Here is a 16553-nt window from a genome sequence, read left to right as displayed (position 1 = left end):
GTAGACGCCGTACGCCTTGTGGCCGGCGAGCGTGACCGGCGCCTCCACGGCGTTGGCGAGGTTGTCGTTGCCGCCTGCGGCCGGGCCGGGGAAGTGGCCCCGTGGGGCCTGGGTGAGGTGGTTTCCCTTGCCGGTCTGGTCGTAGAGGGTGGTGATGACGCAGCTGGTGCCGGCGCAGAACGCGTCCTGCGCCGCCGCGTCGGCGTAACCTCCGGCGCCCAGCGGGCCGATGTCCTTGACGGCGTTGTCGGAGGCGCGCCTCACCTGGTAGAGCGGGCCGTTGTAGGCCGCGTACAGGGCACGGGTGGTGCTGTGGGCGGCCACGCAGGGGGTGGCGCCCGCGGCGTAGATGTCACAGGGGCCCTGGGCGACGGCCTGCGAGGGGCTGGTCGCGGTCATGAGCAGGCCGGCGGCGAGCACGGCGGCGGAACAGGCCGCGCGCACCGCGCGCCAGCCTTTGCGGGGCCATGGTCCGGTCATGTGGTTCTCCTTCACGGGTGGTCGGTCTTCAGCCCCGGGGGGCGGTGGCGGTCCAGGGGGTGTCCCGGGTCCGGGAGGCGGGGTCGACCCCGGCGTCGGCACGGCCGCCGGAGCGCGGCCCGTGCTCCGGGTCCGTCGGCGTCGTGGTCGGGGGTTCCGCTCGGCACTCCCCCGCCCGGGCCGGGGGCGAAGCAGCGGTGGGCGGGTTCGGGCCGCCGGCGGACGCGGGTCTCGCCGCTGCCCGTCGTCCGGTCGTGGACGCGGGTGGTGGGCCGGCGGCGGCCGGCCGTGGGCGACGGGCAGGGAGCGGGTGGTGCTCTGCGCCGTGGCGCGGGGCGTTGCTCTGCCGCCGAGCCGGCCGGTGTCGGGCAGGGTGCCGTTTCCCCCTCGGCAGCGCTCCCGGGCGCGGCTCGGCCAAGATCACGCAGTCATGGACGAACTCCTTCGCCGAACGGAGGTGGAGTGACTTTTCCCGCCGTATTTGTTAGCGCTAACAATCTATGCCGGAGCGATGCGCACGGAATGGCGGCTTCAGGGGCCTCACTATGGCCACCGCGCCGCAGCGCAGTCAAGGCCCGTGCACCGAAAGCCCGTTCCGCCTTACACGCGGACCCTCCCCGACCTGCACGATGCGTCATAAGCAGGTGCTGGCAAGGCAGTTGGAGTCTGGGGCGCGAAGCCTCCCAGCCGGCCGCACTCCTGGACGGAGTCTGGAGGTCAGGGAGGCGAAGGGGGTCCGAGCGACGATCCGCCACAGCCCTTCACGCCATGCCGTCTCGCCGCTCCGCATCAGTCACTGGGAGCAGATTTGTGAGCGCTCACAGAGCTCCACCGCGCGCCTGTCCGACCCGGGCAGGTTCGGCACACCGCGGTCGCCCGGCGCCGAGGTGCGCGCGGAACATCAGCCGGCGGGGCACACCGCGTCCGTCGCCGAGTGGCCCGGCAGGTAGGCCGTCCGTTCCTCCGTCGTGAGGTCCCGGTTGACCGCCTTGCAGATGGCCGCGACCGCGGCGTCGGGGCGCGGCAGGACGGTGTCCCACAGTCGGGTCACACTGTCGAAGCCTCCGGTGACCAGCGTGCCCCCGTCAGGGCTGAAGGCCAGAGCGAACACGGCCCCGCTGTGCCCGGTCAGCGTGACCAAGGGCTTGCCCGTCCCGGCGTCCCACAGCCTGGCCGTCGCCTCGATCCCGGCGCTCGCGACGGTCTTGCCGTCCGGGCTGAACACCACCCGGGTGACCTCACCTGTGTGCCCGAGCAAGGTGGCACGGGTGGTACGGGAGCCGACATTCCACAAGCGCACCGTGCGGTCATAACTCGCAGAGGCGAGGGTTCGTCCCTCCGGGCTGAAGGCCACCGAACTCACCTGCTGTGTGTGACCCCTCAGAAAGGCGAGGTTGTCGCCCGTGTCCGCGTCCCACAGACCCACCGTCCCGTCCCCGGACCCCGTGGCGAGGGTGGCGCCGTCTCGGCTGAAGACCACCGCGTTGACCGCGTCCTTGTGGCCTGCCAGCGCCGTGTGGAGCTTGCCCGCCCGCAGGTCCCACACGAGCACGGTGGAATCAGCCGCGGCGGTGGCCAGCCTGCTCCCGTCCGGGCTGAACGCCACCGCGTTCACCTGGTCCTCGTGCTCGGTCCAGGACTTGGTGTTCCTCCCCGTGGCCACGTCCCACAGCCGCACCGTGCCCTCGATGTCGCCCGTGGCCAGAGTGGCTCCGTCCGGGCTGAACTCCACGGCCAGCAGCGAGCCGGGGTTCACCGACCAGGGAGCACGCATCGCGCCGCCACGCGCATCCGAAACCCGGATCGTCCCGTCCAGACTCACGGTCGCGAGCAGGCTTCCGTCACGGCTGAACGCCGCCGCCATGACCGCCCCCTTGTGCCTGACCTGGGCCGCCCGCACCACTCCCCTGGTCATGTCCCACAGCCGCACCGAGTGGTCGCTGCCGCAGGAGGCGAGCGTGGCTCCGCCGGGGCTGAACGCCACGTCATAGACGCTGTCGTTGTGGCCGATCAGGCCGGTCAGGGCCACCCCCGTCGCCGCGTCCCACAGCTGCACGACGTTGTCGCTGCCCGTGGCGACCGTGCGCCCGTCGGGACTGAACGCCACCGCGCGCACCGTGCCCTCCCCCTGATAGCTGCGGTTCTCCCCGGTCGCCGGATCCCACAACTTCAGGACGCCCTCACCCCCGACCGAGGCCAGGGTGTGGCCGTCCCGGCTGAAAGCCACGTCGTTCACCTGGCCCTTGTGCCCGCTCAGCTTCCTCCTGAGCCGGCCGTCGGCAACGTCCCACAGCAGCACCTCCGTGTCCGCGCCGCCGGAGGCAAGGGTCTGCCCGTCAGGGCTGAACGCCACCGACGTCACCTGACCGCCGTGCCCGGACAACGTCCTGCCCGGCGCGCCGGTGCGCACGTCCCACAGCTGCACGTAGCCATCCAGGCCGGCCGTGGCGAGCGTCTTCCCGTCGGGGCTGAACGCCACCGAGTCGACCGTGCTCTTCGTCTCACCTTGTACCGTGCGGAACGTACCGTTCTCCGCGTTCCACAGCCGTACGGTCCTGTCCGCGCCCGCCGTCGCGACGGTGCGCCCGTCGGATGCGAACGCGACCGCGTACACCTCGCCGGTGTGCCCGGTCCGAACGGCTTTCTCCGTGCCCTGCGCCACGTTCCACAGCCGCAGCGTCCGGTCGTCCGAAACCGTCGCGAGGGTCCCACCGTCAGGGCTGAACGCTTCCGCGCGCACGGAATCCGTATGCCCCGCCAGGCGCCGGTGCTTGGGGAGGGCCGCGGCATTCCGCAGGGCTGCCAGGGACTCGGCGTTGTGGTGGGTGCGGTAGGCCTGTACGGCGAGCAGTGAGGCGAGTTCGGGATTCGTCCCGATCAGCTCGCTGGACTGGGCCGCGAGCTGCCGTGACTGGGCGGCCTCGCGTGCGGTGACTGCCGTACGCCACTGCCAGAGGGCCCCTCCCGCGGCGAGCAACGCCAGTGCGAGCAGGGTGGCCAGGACGGCGTTGAGGCGCCTGCTGCGCCGGACGGCCGCTTGCTGGCGCTGCCTGCTGGTGGTGAGGAAGGCGCTGATGTCGCCCGGCAGACGGCGTTGGCGGGACCATTCGAGGCCTTCCGCCAGCGCCGTTCCGGCGAGCAGGTCTCCCGGATCCTGCTGTTCGGCCCAGCGGGTGCGCCGTTCACGGGTGCGGTCGAGCCACTCCTGGAAGCGGTGGTCCTGGTCGATCCACTCGCGCAGGGTGCCCCAGTCCCGGATGAGCGCGTCGTGGATGAGCTCGGCCACGGGCCGGCCAGGAGGTCCACCGGAGCCTTCCGCAGTGGCGGCCGTCTGGGTGGTGATGACCCGGTGGCGGGTGAGGGCGGCGATCACCTCGTCGACGTCCCGGTGCCCTCCGTCCGGGCCGGCCGGGGCGTCCGGGTCACCGGCCAGGTCGCGGAGGTCGTCCAGCGGGACCTGCGCCCGCACCGCGGGAGCCTGACGGCTGGGATCCGCGGGCCGGACCAGGGACGTCAGGACGCGCTGTGCGATGGGGCGCTGCCCGGCGGGCAGGCGCTGGACGGCGGCGTCGCACCACAGCGTCAGGCTTCCGCTGACGGCTCCGATGCGCCGGTAGGCCTCATGGGTGAGGTATCCGTCCTGGCGCCGCTGCCACAGCTGGCTGAGGGTGAGTTCCAGGAGCGGCAGGACGGTGGCGGGCACCTGGCCGGTCGTGGGCCCGTCGGGATCGGTGGCCAGGACGTCCATGACGATCTGTTCGGGCAGCCCCGCCTGGAAGCGGGCCCCGACGTCCAGGGCGGGCCGGACGATGATGTCGTGCAGGTCCCCGCGGTCCAGGGTGTTGGGTACGTTGAGCAGCCCCGGCATCGCCGCCTTCAGCAGCCCCGGGGCCTGGGCCGCGAGCTGCGGGTAGAAGTCGTCGCGCATGACGAGGATCACGCTGAGCTCTGGGTGGGTGCCGACCGTCGTGGTGATCTGCTGCGCGAGAGGGAGACGGTGCTGCTGCGGTCCGCCGGCGACGGGGACGGTGAACAGTTCCTCGAACTGGTCGATGACGAGCAGCACGCGCTCGATGCCCGGGTCCGCTGCGAGCCGGCGGGTGACCGCTTCGGCGAGCCCGTCCGTGGCGGCGCCGGGGAGTCCGGCGCGTTCCAGCTCGGCCATGGGATCCTGCCGCGGGCGGGCGAGTACGGCTGCCCAGCGGTCACTGCCCGGAAGCGCGCCCTCGGCGAGGGCGCGCAGGACGCCGGCCTGGACCAGTGACGACTTGCCGGAGCCGGACGGTCCGAGCAGCAGCGTGAGCCGCCGCTGTCGGCCCAGGCTGGCCACGACGTGCCGGACGGCCTCCTGTCTGCCCTCGAACCATCGAGCCTGGTCGGCGGTGAACGGTTCCAGCCCCCGATAAGGGCAGATCTCCTGGATGGCCAGCTCCGGAACCACTTCGCGCAGTACCTCGGTGGGAGTGACGTACGCGATGCCCTGGCCCCGCGCGTACACGTCGGGGCCGGTGATCTCGGTGAGCATGCCGATGACCAGGCCGGTCACTTCGTCCAGGACCGGGCCGCCACTGAAACCGGTGGTGAGGTCGTTGGCGTCGGTCAACTGCAGGTGGGGCCCGGTTCCGCCCGTGCCGGGCAGCAGCTCTCCGGCGATGCCGAATCCGAAGTGGCCGTCCGGTGGGGCCTGGGCCGGGAAGCCGAAGGAGCGGACGTGGTGGCCGCGGGAGCCTGCCGCGGAGCCCAGCGGCAGCGGGGCCACACCGGGGGGAGGCGCGCTCAGGGCGACGACCGAGATGTCCTCGGCCGTCGGCGCCCGCCACGGCCCGTCGAGGACCTCCCCCTCCAGGGGACCGGCGCTCGAACCCCCAGCGGGACCTGCCGCGTGGGGGAAGACGACCTCCACCCGGTCTCCGGGACCTTTTCCGGCCGCCTCCACGACGTGCGCACACGTGACGAGGAGCCTCTCGCTCACCAGGAAGCCCACCCCCACGACCGTGCCGTCCGGTGCGAGCACCTGGGCCACGGCCCGGGGGAGGGACGGTATGCCGCCCGCACCGGTCGCTTCGTCGGGGGCGGGCGTCATGGTTCAGCCTCGGGACGGGGCGCCGCCGGAGAAGGATGGCTGACCACGTCGCCGATGCGCCCGGCCGTGACCGGCCCTTCCGTTGCGGCAGGGCCGTTGACCAGTACGCAGCCTCCCCCGTCGAGGGGGAGGCTGGCCAGCGATGTCATGAAGCCTCCTCCGTACATACGGCGGGCATCGGCTGTCGGCGCATGCCCTTGACGGCGGTAGGGCGGCTCTGCCCAGGGCTCACGATCAGCATCGTCGATGTGGGCGGCTGCCGCATCCCGGCTCGTTGGTCCGCCGCCCGCCGCCCTGTCGAGCGCTGCCGACAGGGCGGCGGATACACCTGTCCCTTGTGCCCGCTCAGCTTCAAGTTCCGCCGGGTCGGCCATGACGCCCAGCGCGTTCGGCAGCGGTGAGAGCATCCGCCGCCAGTGGAGTACGACGAGCGCAGTACCGTGCGCCACACACACCACGGGCCGGTGGGGATGTCGACGGCCCGTCCCCACCGCAGTCGCCGGGCCTCGTCAACGAGCTGCTGGCAATACCTCGGCCGGGTGATCCAGCAGATCGAACGCGATCCGGGCGCCTTGCTCCAGACGGGAGTTGACCTGCGCCCCGGGATGGAACATTCGTTCACCATCTGCTCCCGGATCGACCGTTACGGGCGGGATTCAAGGCCGTTCTTAGAGCACACGTACCCCTGACAGCCCCATCCGGAGGACACCGTGCATCGCGCCCCCGCTCTCCGCCTCACCCGGGCCACAATCGAACAGGCCGGCCCGCAGAGCCCGCCGCGCACGCCCGGCGGGCGCCGGCTTGACGCTCCTGGCAGGTCCTCCCGAACGACACGGCCCGAATCGGGGTGGGGCGAATGACGCGGCACGACGACCGGACGGTGAAGACCCCTGACACGCCGAACGCGTCGCCGGTGTCGGATTCCGAGCGGCTGCTGTTCGGCGGGGAGCTGGCCTACGACGTCGGCTGGGACCAGCACGAAGGTGCCTGGCTGAAGCTCAGCCTGTGGACGATGGCCAAGGGCTTACCCAGGATGGTCGCCACCGGCCTCAGGCTCGCCCGCCTCGCCGATGCCCGCGCCCTACGGGTGGTCCTCGGCGCAGAGGTGGGGCGCGGCATCGCGCAGGCGGCAGGGCTGGTCGCGGTCAATGCCGCCCTGGGGCACATCCTGGCCGGTGGCGGGACGGACGAGCGGCTCAGGAGCGCGTTCCCGGCGCTGGTGGTCGTCGCCCTCACCGCGCTGGTGGGTTCACTGCTGCGCTCCGCGTCCACGGCCGCGACCGGCGAGCTGGAGCCCAAGGTCCAGCGGGTGGCCACCGAGCAGTACCTGGGGCTGGTGCACCGGGTCGAGCTCGCGGCGATCGAGGACGACGAGTTCCACCGCCTGCTGGACGCCGCCCGCTACGGGGCCGACTCCGCCCGCCGGATGATCCGCTACTGCACGAACACGCTGAACTCCGGCATCTCCCTGGTCGCGGCGGCCGGCGTGCTGACCGTGCTCCACCCCGTGCTCCTGCCGCTCCTGGTACTGATGACCCTGCCGAGCGGGTGGAGGTCGCTGACGGTCTCCCGGCAGCGCTACCTGTCGTTCCACGCGTTCGTGCAGCACGCGAGGGCCGGGCACCTCCTGGGGCAGTTGCTGACGCAGCGGGAAGCAGCCGCCGAGGTCCGCGTCCACGAGGTCGGGCCCTTCCTCCTGCGGCACTTCCGGGAGATGGCGGAAACCAGCGAACGTGAGCAGACCCGCCTGGCCCGCAGCGCGGCGAAGGTCGGACTGGTCGCCGATGCGGCGTCCGGTGTCGCCACCCTCCTCACCTACGGGGCACTGGGGCTGCTGCTGTGGAGCGGGCGGATGGACCTCGCGGTCGCCGGTACGGCGGTCCTCGCCATCCGGACCGGATCCTCGAGCCTGGACGGCCTGGTCCTGCAGATGGCCGACCTGCACCAGGAGTCCCTCTTCGTCGCGGACTTCGAGCGCCTGTGCACCGAAGCCAAGGCCAGGGCCATTCCGGAGACCGGTGAGGACCTTCCCGACCATGTGCGGGAAGTCCGCTTCGAGAAGGTGACGTTCACCTATCCCGGCAGCGGGGACCACACGCCCGAGCCGACGCTGCGGGAGGTGTCGCTGACCTTCCCGATGGGGAAGGTGATCGCCCTGGTCGGGGCGAACGGCTCGGGCAAGTCCACCGTCGTCAAGCTCCTGGCCGGCCTGCACCAGCCCGACCCCGGCGGGGGCACGATCTGGTGGGACGAGGTCGACGCCGCGACGGCCGACCGCGGCCAGATCTTCGCCCGCGTCGGGCTGATGTCGCAGTCCTTCTTCAGGTGGCCCTTCACCGTCCGGGTCAACATCGGCATCGGCCGCCCCACCCGCCCCATCGACGACCGGGCGGTACGAGAAGCCGCCGCGTTTTCCGGCGCCGACCGGTTCATCGCCGGGCTGCGCCGCGACCTCTCCACGCTCCTGGGCCGCGGCTACCGCGGCGGCCAGGAGGCCTCCGGCGGGGAATGGCAGATGATCGGGATCAGCCGCGCCTGGTACAAGGGCGCTCAGATCCTGGTGGTCGACGAGCCGACGAGCGCCCTGGACGCGGTCGCCGAGCAGCGGGTCTTCGACCGGATCCGGGGGCTGGCCGCAGCCGGACAGACCGTGGTGCTCATCACCCACCGCCTGCACTCGGTACGGCACGCGGACCTCATCCACGTCATGAAGGACGGCCGGCTCGCCGAGTCCGGGACGTTCGCCGAGCTGATGGCCGAGGGGAACGGCGCGGGCGAGTTCCGCCACGCCTACCGGATCCAGGCCGCCGCGTTCGCCGACTCCCTGCCCAGCCCGCGCACCGAGCCCGCCGCCGCGCCCGCCGAGGTCGAGGGGGCGCCATGAGGGGGACGTGCGGACGGCCCGGGGCCCGAGGACTGCACCCCCCGAGCGACGTCCCTCCCGACCGCCGCGAGTCGCCGTCGCCGCCCACCCGCCTTTCCGAGCCCTACCGATCCTGAGGAGCCCGAGATGAACACACTGTCCTGCGAACCCCGGGGAACGGCCGCCCTCCTCGTCAATGCGGAGGGGAAGTACCTGCTGCACCTGCGGGACGCCAACAAACCGTGGATCTGCGACCCCGGGACCTGGTCGATCCCGGGCGGCAACCGCGAGGGAGAGGAGTCCTCCCGCGACGCTGTGGAACGGGAACTGCTGGAGGAGACCGGTCTGTGCGTTCCGTTGGAACCGTTCACCGTGGTCGACGCCCACGGCCCCGACGGCAGCACCGGGCAGATCCGCGTCTACCTGGGGGCCTGGGACGGAGACGCCGATGCGCTGCCCTGTCCCGAAGGCATCATGTTCCGCTGGTTCGACGCCGCCAGGACCCAGTGGCTGACCATGTGCCCGTGGACCGCCGACGTCATCGCCCTCCATCAGCGCAGCGCTCCCGTCCCTGCGCCGCGAACCGGGAAACAGCCCACACGTGCCGGGGCCGGCCGCCCGCGCCTGAACACCGTCGGGGTTCATCTCTACCTCCAGCGGGAGGACGGCGCGGTCCTCCTGGGGCGCCGCCACGAGGACTGCACGTTCGCCCCCTCCATGTACCAGGTGCTCTCCGGGCACTGCGAGCAGGAGGCGGCGATCGCCTGTGTGGTCCGGGAAGCACAGGAGGAGGCGGGCCTGGTCATCGATCCCGCGGACGTCGAACTGGTCCACGTGGTGCACATGGTGGACGCGCCCGGCACCCAGCCGATGATCGGGCTCTACTTCCGCGCCCGACGCTGGCAAGGCACACCCGTGGTACGTGAACCAGACCGGTGCGCGTCGTGGGGCTGGTGGGACTGCACGGACCTGCCCGAGCCCCTCGTCCCCTACACGCGGGCGGCGATCGAAGGGATCCGGGCGGGCCGGACGTACACGGAGCTGGGGTGGGGGCCGTGACCGGGTCCCGCATCCGGCGCGGGTGATCCCGAACCGGTGGAGCGCGGCCTGCGCACCCTGGCGCGGCAGCGCACCGCCCCCGAACACACACACCACCACCCCGCCCGCCCACGACGAGGAGCAGCACGTTGACGTACACCGCACGCGAGCAGTGGGAGCAGCACTACGAGAAGGGGAAGGGCTGGCGGCAGCTCGGTGAGCGCGAGCGGGAACTCCTCACCGTGCACATCCCCGTCCCCGACGGCGGGGGCCGGGCCTTGGACGTGGGTTGCGGGACCGGGGAGCTGGCCGCCCACCTCGCCGGTCTCGGCTGCGCCGTGGACGCCGTCGACTTCGCCGACAGCGCCGTTGCCCGGGCCCGCGAGGAGTACGCCGACGTCGCGAACGTGCGCTGGCTGCAGCTGGACATCGAGCGCGACGACCCGGCCCCGCTGCACGAGGAGGGGTACGACCTGATCGTGATGCGGCTCGTGTACCCCTTCATGAGGGACCGCGGGCGCGTGCTCCACGGGCTGGGCGAGCGGCTGCGCGTCGGCGGAGCGCTCGTCGTCATCACCCCGTTGGCGGACGACACGCCTGAGGAGCGGCGCGCGATCGCCCTGGACGAGGGGGAGATCGCCCTGCTGGGCGGGGGCTGGGAGGCGGTGGAGCGGCTGGACGCGGACGGTCTGGCCTTTCTGGTCCTGCGCGGCCCCTGCCACACCGACACCCGGGCCGTCGAAAGGCCGCCGGCCACCGGCCACGCCCTGACCGGTGCCCTCGCGGTCGTCACCGACGACGCCGGCCGGGTGCTGCTCGGCCGCTCCCGGCGCGGCATGCTCGAGCTGCCCGGCGGCAAGACCTCCGGCCCGGAGGACTTCGCGGCCGCCGCGGTGCGCGAACTCGCCGAGGAGACCGGCCTGGTCGCCGACCCGCGGGACGCGCACGTGGTGACCATGCTGGCCGACGACAGCCACGGGGTGCCGCGGCTCACGGCCGTCGTCCGCATCACCGCCTGGACGGGCACCCTGGCCAACCCGGAACCGAAGCTGTTCGACCGCTGGGAGTTCTTCGAGCTCCACTCCCTCGCCTGCGTCGGGGACGTGTTCGCCCCGGCCGCTCTCGCGCTCGAAGCCGTGTGGCCCGGCGTCATTCCCGGCCTGCCGCCGGTGACCTCGTACCCGATCGCCGCCGATCAGCCGCCCGTGCCGGGGGAACCGGCTGAGGCCGCCCGGCTGCGCGCGTCGATGGCCCAGACCGTCATCGACGGTGGCTGGGCCCCTTCCGAGCCGGTGCAGGGGGCGCTGCGGACCGTTCCCCGGCACCGCTTCGCCCCGGAGGTGGACCTCGCGACCGCGTACGACGGCGGCGACCGGGCGGTCGTCACCCGGTACGACCGGGCAGGGGCGGCGATCAGCTCGGTGTCCGCGGCCTGGCTCCAGGCCGACATGATCGAGCACCTGGGTCTGGAGCCGGGCGCGGTCGTTTTCGAGGCGGGCTCCGGCGGCTACAACGCCGAGCTGATCGCCCACGTCGCCGGACCCGGGGGGCGCGTGGTCACCGTCGACATCGACCCGTGGGTGGTACGCCGCACCCGCCGGTTCCTCACGGAGGCCGGCAGCGGACGCGTCACCGCCGTCGAGGCCGACGCGGCCCTCGGCGCGCCCGCGCACCTCGTGCCGCGCGGCGGCTTCGACGCCGGCCTGATCACGTACAACTGCTGGGACATCGCGCCGGCCTGGCGGGAGCAGCTGGCCGAGGGCGGACGGCTGGTGCTGCCGCTGGAGATGGGCGGCTACACCCGGGCGGTCACCTTCGAGCGGCACGGCGAGATCCTGCACGCCCGTCACTTCACCTGCTGCGGCTTCGTCCGCGACCAAGGGCGGCAGGCCCGCACCATCCCGGTCCTCTCCCTCCTCGACGGCGGGCTGACCCTCCGCTTCGAGCACGGCACCGCCGCCGATACGACGGGCCTCGAAGAAGCGCTGCGCGGACCACGGCACGAGGTGGCCACCGGCATCATCATGGACTCGACGCGCTCCTACTTCGGCTCCCTGCAGCTGTACGCGGCCACCACCCTGCCGGGCTTCTGCCGCCTGGCCGCCCACCAGGACCCGGACGAGGCGGTGACCGGCATCGCGAAGGACCGGGACGCACCCGCGGTCGTCGGCGAGGCCTCGCTCGCCTACCTGATCCACGTCCAGACCAAGGACGGTGACCGCCCGCAGGACAAGGAGTGGGAGTGGACCGTCCACGCCTTCGGCCGACAGGGTCCCGAACTCGCGGAGCGGCTCACGGCCACCGTCCGGGCCTGGGACCGCCACGTACGCGCCGACGACAACGACCAGCACACCGACCCCGTCCTCACCGCCCATCCGGCCGGAACGCCCGACGGCCGGCTGCCTGCCGGCGACGTCCTGGACAAGGAACACTGCCGCCTGGTGTTCCGCTGGCCTGGCCGTGACGTGCCGCCGCCCCGGCCCGTCGAGCACTCCGCGGCCGACGCCGTGACCGAGGGGGTGTGACGAGGGAACCAGGCGCACGGGACACGGTGTTCACGCCTCCGGCGTGCGCCCCGTCAGGGAACGGACGCGGCGCACGCCCCGCCTCGGCAGCGCGGCAGTTCCAGGTATCCGCGACGCGGCCGGAGGTCCTCGCCCCCTCATCGCCCGGCGGGCCGAAGAGCTCGCCCACACATCCGTCCCGCACCAAAACTCCGCGGGGGCGGCGAAGACGTGGAAGACGAGCCGACCGCCGGGGGGCGCAGCGCGTTCTTGCCGGATCTCTTGTCCGCAAAGGTTGTTGGGTGACCCTGGTTTTTGAAGGGGTGCAGAAGAGGTACATCACCCCGCCCGGCCCGCCGGTCTGCGTCGGCACGGTCAGCGGACGACCTTGATGCCGAAGTGTCCGCCGAACCGCTGGCCGAGTCCGAACCCGATGGCGGAGTGCATGTGGGCGTACATCTCCATGCCGCGCGCGGCGACGAGGGGGCCGAGGTCGAGGACGTCGCTCCAGCCGTAGGACTTCAGCAGGTCCGTGGCCTGCTGCTTGGCGTCGGGGTCCTCGCCCGCGACGAACATGGTGTGGTCGCCGTCGGCGACGCTCGTCGGGTCGACGACGGTGGTCTGCTCCTGGGTGACGAAGGACTTGACGACCTTCGTGCGGGGCAGGGCTCGCTGGATCTGCTCGCCGAGGCTGTCGGAGTCGCACGGGTCCAGCATCGGCATGATCCCCCAGGGGGTGGGCCAGGGGTGCTCGGGGGTGTGCTGGTAGATGAAGGGGACGGCGTAGTCGATCAGGGTCTTGCCGGCGAGCTCGTCGGCGATGGCGGACAGGGCGGCGACGGCGTTGTGGCCGTCGATTCCGCTGATCACAAGGCCGTCGGAGGCTGCCGCCGCCGCACCGAAGGGGTGCAGCTGAACGCCGGGGTGCCGGGCGAGGAAGTCCTTGAAGGGCGGGGTGCCCATCATGTCCGGCTCCGTGCGTGCCAGCGTGGCCTTGGGGTCGCGGGTCCCGACGTGGACCTCGTGGCCCAGCTCACGCAGCTTGGCGATGTGGGCGCGGGCACCGCCACCGGTACCGAGGACAGCGACCTTCATGGGAAACCTCCCGTTTTGTTCCGTGTGGACGTCCTTCACGGTAGGAACCATTCAGGACAGGCTGTGTCCTTTGACACGGGCATCATGGAATTCATGACGAGCGACATGACCGCCCGCGTGCTGCGGCTGCTGTCCCTGCTGCAGACCCGCCGCGAATGGTCCGGCGCCGACCTCGCCGAACGCCTGGCCGTGACCGTGCGCACCGTCCGCCGCGACATCGACCGGCTGCGCGAGCTCGGCTACCCCGTCGACAGCGCCCGCGGCCACGCCGGCGGCTACCGCCTCGCCTCCGGCACCGACCTGCCGCCCCTGCTCCTCGACGACGACGAAGCCGTCGCCATCACCGTCGCCCTGCGCACCGCCACCGGCAGCGGGCTGTCCGGCGTCGAGGAGAGCGCCCTGCGGGCCCTGGCCAAACTCGAACAGGTCCTTCCGCAGCGTCTGCGCGGCCGGGTCACCGCCCTTCAGTCCTCCCTCGCCGGCATCGTCTGGGAGGACCGCGGCCCGCGCGCCGATCCCGCCCTCCTGGCCACGCTCGCCGTAACCTGCCGCGACCACGAGATCGTCACCTTCGACTACACCGCCCGCCAGGGCACCGCCACACCGCGCCGGGCGGAACCCTGCCACCTGGTCGACTCCGGCGGCCTGTGGTACCTCGTCGCCCACGACACCGGCAAGGACGACTGGCGCCTCTTCCGCCTCGACCGCATCACGAACCTCCTGCCGACGGGCCGGCGGGTCCCGGCCCGCGCGGTCCCCGGCGACGACCCCGCCGCCTTCGTGGCCGGCCGCCTCGCCTCCGCCCGCAGCCGGTAGCGCGCCGTCGCCACCGTCCACGCGCCGGAAGACCGCGTCCGCGCCGGCACACCGGGCCTGGCCACCCGCCTGACGCCCGTCGACGAGCACACCTGCCGCGTCGACGCCTCCGACGACCAGCTCCCGCGCATCGCCCGGACCCTCGCCGCCCTCGACGCCGACTACACCCTCGACGCCGACCCCGCCGTCCTCACCCACCTCCGCACCACGGCCCACCGCACCCTCAACGCCATACCGGAGTAGCGGCGTAGCGGCGTAGCGGCGTAGCAGCAGGAACAACCTCCCCGACAAAGGCCGGCGGTGGGGATGCGCGGTAGGGCACGTCCTCCCTGGATCCTCGGGTCCCGCGAGCCCGCGGGGCTCTGTGCCCTGTACTCCCGAAACTGCCGAGAAGTGACAGTTGCCTCTCTGCAGTCAGAGTGACGCCCGGTCAGGGCGGGCGAGGCGGAGTCCGGGTACTTCGCCGATTTCCATCGCCCCGTATCGAACCTGTCGCCGTGGACGTCCCCTTTTATGCCCTTCGAAACCGCAATCGCCGCAGACACGCCGATCGAGCCGGATCGTTACCTCAAGTTTTGCCTAGATCCAGTGACACCGCGGCGGCAGCATTCTTAGCTTCCTCGTACACGCGTCTTGACGCTTCTAAGTACCCCCGCGGTTCCACGCGCACCGGCGATCCCGCTCCGCGTCCCGCGTCCCCGAGGAAAGAGTTGCAACATGAAGGTCCCCAAGGCTGGCGCGATGGCAGCTGTGATCGGCCTCGCCCTGACCGCCACCGGCTGCGGCGGCGACGAAGGCCCCAAGGGGACCCTCTCCATCGGCGTCGCCTTCGACCAGCCCGGTATCGGCCTGCGCGAGGCGGGGGGCACCTTCTCCGGCTTCGACGTGGACGTCTCCAGGTACATCGCCAAGGAGCTCGGCTACAAGCCGGAACAGATCGAGTTCAAGCGGGTCGACAGCTCCGAACGCGAGCTGCTGCTCCAGTACAACGAGGTCAAGTTCGTCGCCTCGACCTACTCGATCAACGACCAGCGCCGGGAGAAGGTCGATTTCGCGGGCCCGTACTTCACGGCCCACCAGGACCTGCTCGTCCGCGCCGACGACGCCACGATCACCAAGGCCGAGGACCTCAACAACAAGAAGCTCTGCTCCACCTCCGGCTCCACCTCGGCGCAGAACGTCAAGCAGAAGCTGGCGCCGAAGGCCAGCCTCCTCGAACTCGACGGCTACTCGGAGTGCGTGATCGCCCTCCAGGACGGCCTGATCGACGCCATGACCACGGACAACGCGATCCTGGCCGGTTACGCCGCCCAGAAGGGCAACACGGGCAAGTTCCGCCTCGTCGGGCTGAACCTGAGCAACGAGAGCTACGGCATCGGCATCAAGAAGGGCAACCGGGATCTGCGCGCCAAGATCAACGACGCCCTCAAGAAGATGGTCGAGGACGGCTCCTGGGACGCGGCCGTGAAGAAGAACTTCGGCCAGGCCAACTTCAAGCACGACCCCGCCCCACAGCTCACCTCCCCGAGCAGCTGACGAGCCACGCCCCGGGCGCGGCAGGAGGGGAACACACCCCCTTGGCGCGCCCGGGTCAGGTCGGCGGCGCCTTGTCGGCCGACGGGGCGTCCGCGCGGCCCGCTACCGGTCGGCGGTGGGCTTGCCCGGCTACCGGTCGGCGGTGAGCTTGCCCGCGGCGGCCCAGCTGTCGGCGGGGACCTCGTGGATCCAGACCTGGACGGTCTCGGCGGGCAGCTGCAGGGTGTCCACGAAGGCGTCGGTGATCCGCGCGACCAGCTCGCGCTTGAGCTCGATGCTGCGGGGGCCCTGCTGAACGGTGACGATCGGCATGGTCTGCTCCTCGAAGTCGTTGCACCATCCGGCTCCTGATGTCCGGTCCGCGCTCTGGGAACAGTCCACCGCAGAGCCCGGCGGCGAACCAGACGAGCTTCGCTCTGGCAGCGATCACGAATCGTGATCGTGCGCGGCCCTCCCCCGGCAGGCCGCGACCAGCAGCTCCGGGTGCGGCACGGTGCGGCGCATCCCGAGCGCCAGCGGCAGGGCCAGCACCCGGTTCCGCAGCGGCCGGAAGGCGATCCGGGGATGGCTGGTCAGGCGGGCGTTGGCCGCGTAGACCACCGTCCACATCGGGGTGCCGGTGCCGATCGCGGCGAGCGTGTCCTGCAGGGTGCTGGAGGCCGGGCCGGGGACGGGCTGGAAGCCGGCCCCGTGGCAGGCGGTGAGCACCAGGTCGACCAGCGCCGGATGGTTGCGGCGCTCGGTGAGCCGCAGCGGCAGTTCGGCGAGGTCCGCCAGGTCGAGCTCGGAACGCTCCGCGAGCGGGTGGCGGGCGGGCAGCGCGACCATCAACTCGTCGGGCGGCAGCGGCAGGAAGCGCACGTCGTGGGTGCCCGCGGGAACCTCCCCGCGGACGAAGGCCGCGTCGAGGCGGCCGTCCGCGAGCCTGGCGAGCCGCTCCTGCACCGGGGCCGAGTGCAGTTCCACGCGGACCTCGGGCGCGTGCTGTTGGTAGGCGTCGAGGATCCGGTCGAGCCGCTCGCCGAGCCCGGTGATGGTACCGAGCCCGAACGCCCGGGCGCCGGGGACGGCCAGTTCGGCGGCCAGCGCCGCGGCGGCCCGCTCGGCGGCCAGCACCTGTCGGGCGGCCGGCAGGAAC

At 72.1% G+C, this 16553-nt stretch carries 9 protein-coding genes and 1 pseudogene; 5 read left to right on the top strand and 5 right to left on the bottom strand.

Features of this window, described 5'->3' with window-relative positions; translation table 11 throughout:
* Together VR44_RS13745 and VR44_RS13740 are read right to left on the bottom strand one after the other, a co-directional pair.
* Positions 1 to 480, bottom strand: a 480-nt coding sequence (locus VR44_RS13745) for an arabinofuranosidase catalytic domain-containing protein (RefSeq protein WP_045947758.1), incomplete at its 3' end; no start/stop codon positions are given.
* A 901-nt stretch (positions 481 to 1381) separates the two neighbouring features.
* Positions 1382 to 5563 carry an nSTAND1 domain-containing NTPase gene (locus tag VR44_RS13740; protein WP_045947757.1) on the bottom strand — a complete coding sequence of 1394 codons (4182 nt, stop codon included), beginning with the start codon at positions 5561 to 5563 and terminating at the stop codon, positions 1382 to 1384.
* 856 nt (positions 5564 to 6419) lie between these two features.
* Between VR44_RS13740 and VR44_RS13730 the strand changes: the two genes are divergently transcribed.
* From VR44_RS13730 to fxlM, 3 genes are all read left to right on the top strand, one after another.
* Positions 6420 to 8447, top strand: coding sequence for an ATP-binding cassette domain-containing protein (locus VR44_RS13730; RefSeq protein ID WP_045947755.1), 2028 nt, complete (start codon positions 6420 to 6422; stop codon positions 8445 to 8447).
* Positions 8448 to 8573: 126 nt separating this feature from the next.
* Positions 8574 to 9485: an NUDIX hydrolase gene (locus VR44_RS13725; protein ID WP_045947754.1), complete on the top strand. Its 912-nt coding sequence runs from the start codon at positions 8574 to 8576 to the stop codon at positions 9483 to 9485.
* A gap of 128 nt (positions 9486 to 9613) precedes the next feature.
* Positions 9614 to 11989 carry a methyltransferase, FxLD system gene (gene fxlM, locus VR44_RS13720; protein WP_094191617.1) on the top strand — a complete coding sequence of 792 codons (2376 nt, stop codon included), beginning with the start codon at positions 9614 to 9616 and terminating at the stop codon, positions 11987 to 11989.
* A 354-nt stretch (positions 11990 to 12343) separates the two neighbouring features.
* Here fxlM and VR44_RS13715 read toward each other — a convergent pair whose 3' ends face one another.
* Positions 12344 to 13063, bottom strand: a complete 720-nt coding sequence (locus VR44_RS13715; protein ID WP_045947753.1) for an NADPH-dependent F420 reductase — start codon at positions 13061 to 13063, stop codon at positions 12344 to 12346.
* Between the two features lie 93 nt (positions 13064 to 13156).
* On the opposite strand from VR44_RS13715, the pseudogene VR44_RS13710 reads away from it, so the two are divergent.
* A pseudogene (locus VR44_RS13710) lies at positions 13157 to 14122 on the top strand (helix-turn-helix transcriptional regulator).
* Between the two features lie 474 nt (positions 14123 to 14596).
* Positions 14597 to 15415, top strand: a complete 819-nt coding sequence (locus tag VR44_RS13705; RefSeq protein WP_045947752.1) for a glutamate ABC transporter substrate-binding protein — start codon at positions 14597 to 14599, stop codon at positions 15413 to 15415.
* 129 nt (positions 15416 to 15544) lie between these two features.
* On the opposite strand, the gene dmpI is transcribed toward VR44_RS13705, so the two are convergent.
* Together dmpI and VR44_RS13695 are read right to left on the bottom strand one after the other, a co-directional pair.
* Positions 15545 to 15727: a 4-oxalocrotonate tautomerase DmpI gene (gene dmpI / locus VR44_RS13700; RefSeq protein ID WP_042811709.1), complete on the bottom strand. Its 183-nt coding sequence runs from the start codon at positions 15725 to 15727 to the stop codon at positions 15545 to 15547.
* Between the two features lie 114 nt (positions 15728 to 15841).
* Positions 15842 to 16553 (bottom strand): LysR family substrate-binding domain-containing protein (locus VR44_RS13695; RefSeq protein ID WP_045947751.1); only part of this gene is annotated, 712 nt, incomplete at its 5' end.

The organism is Streptomyces katrae, assembly GCF_000966975.1.
Classification (GTDB): domain Bacteria; phylum Actinomycetota; class Actinomycetes; order Streptomycetales; family Streptomycetaceae; genus Streptomyces; species Streptomyces katrae.
This window is presented reverse-complemented; position numbering and strand designations above follow the sequence as displayed.

Coding starts and splice junctions, on each gene's coding strand:
- VR44_RS13725 (WP_045947754.1), top strand. CDS start 8,574: ATGAACACACTGTCCTGCGAACCCCGGGGAACGGCCGCCCTCCTCGTC.
- VR44_RS13705 (WP_045947752.1), top strand. CDS start 14,597: ATGAAGGTCCCCAAGGCTGGCGCGATGGCAGCTGTGATCGGCCTCGCC.
- VR44_RS13740 (WP_045947757.1), bottom strand. CDS start 5,563: ATGACGCCCGCCCCCGACGAAGCGACCGGTGCGGGCGGCATACCGTCC.
- VR44_RS13715 (WP_045947753.1), bottom strand. CDS start 13,063: ATGAAGGTCGCTGTCCTCGGTACCGGTGGCGGTGCCCGCGCCCACATC.
- VR44_RS13730 (WP_045947755.1), top strand. CDS start 6,420: ATGACGCGGCACGACGACCGGACGGTGAAGACCCCTGACACGCCGAAC.
- dmpI (WP_042811709.1), bottom strand. CDS start 15,727: ATGCCGATCGTCACCGTTCAGCAGGGCCCCCGCAGCATCGAGCTCAAG.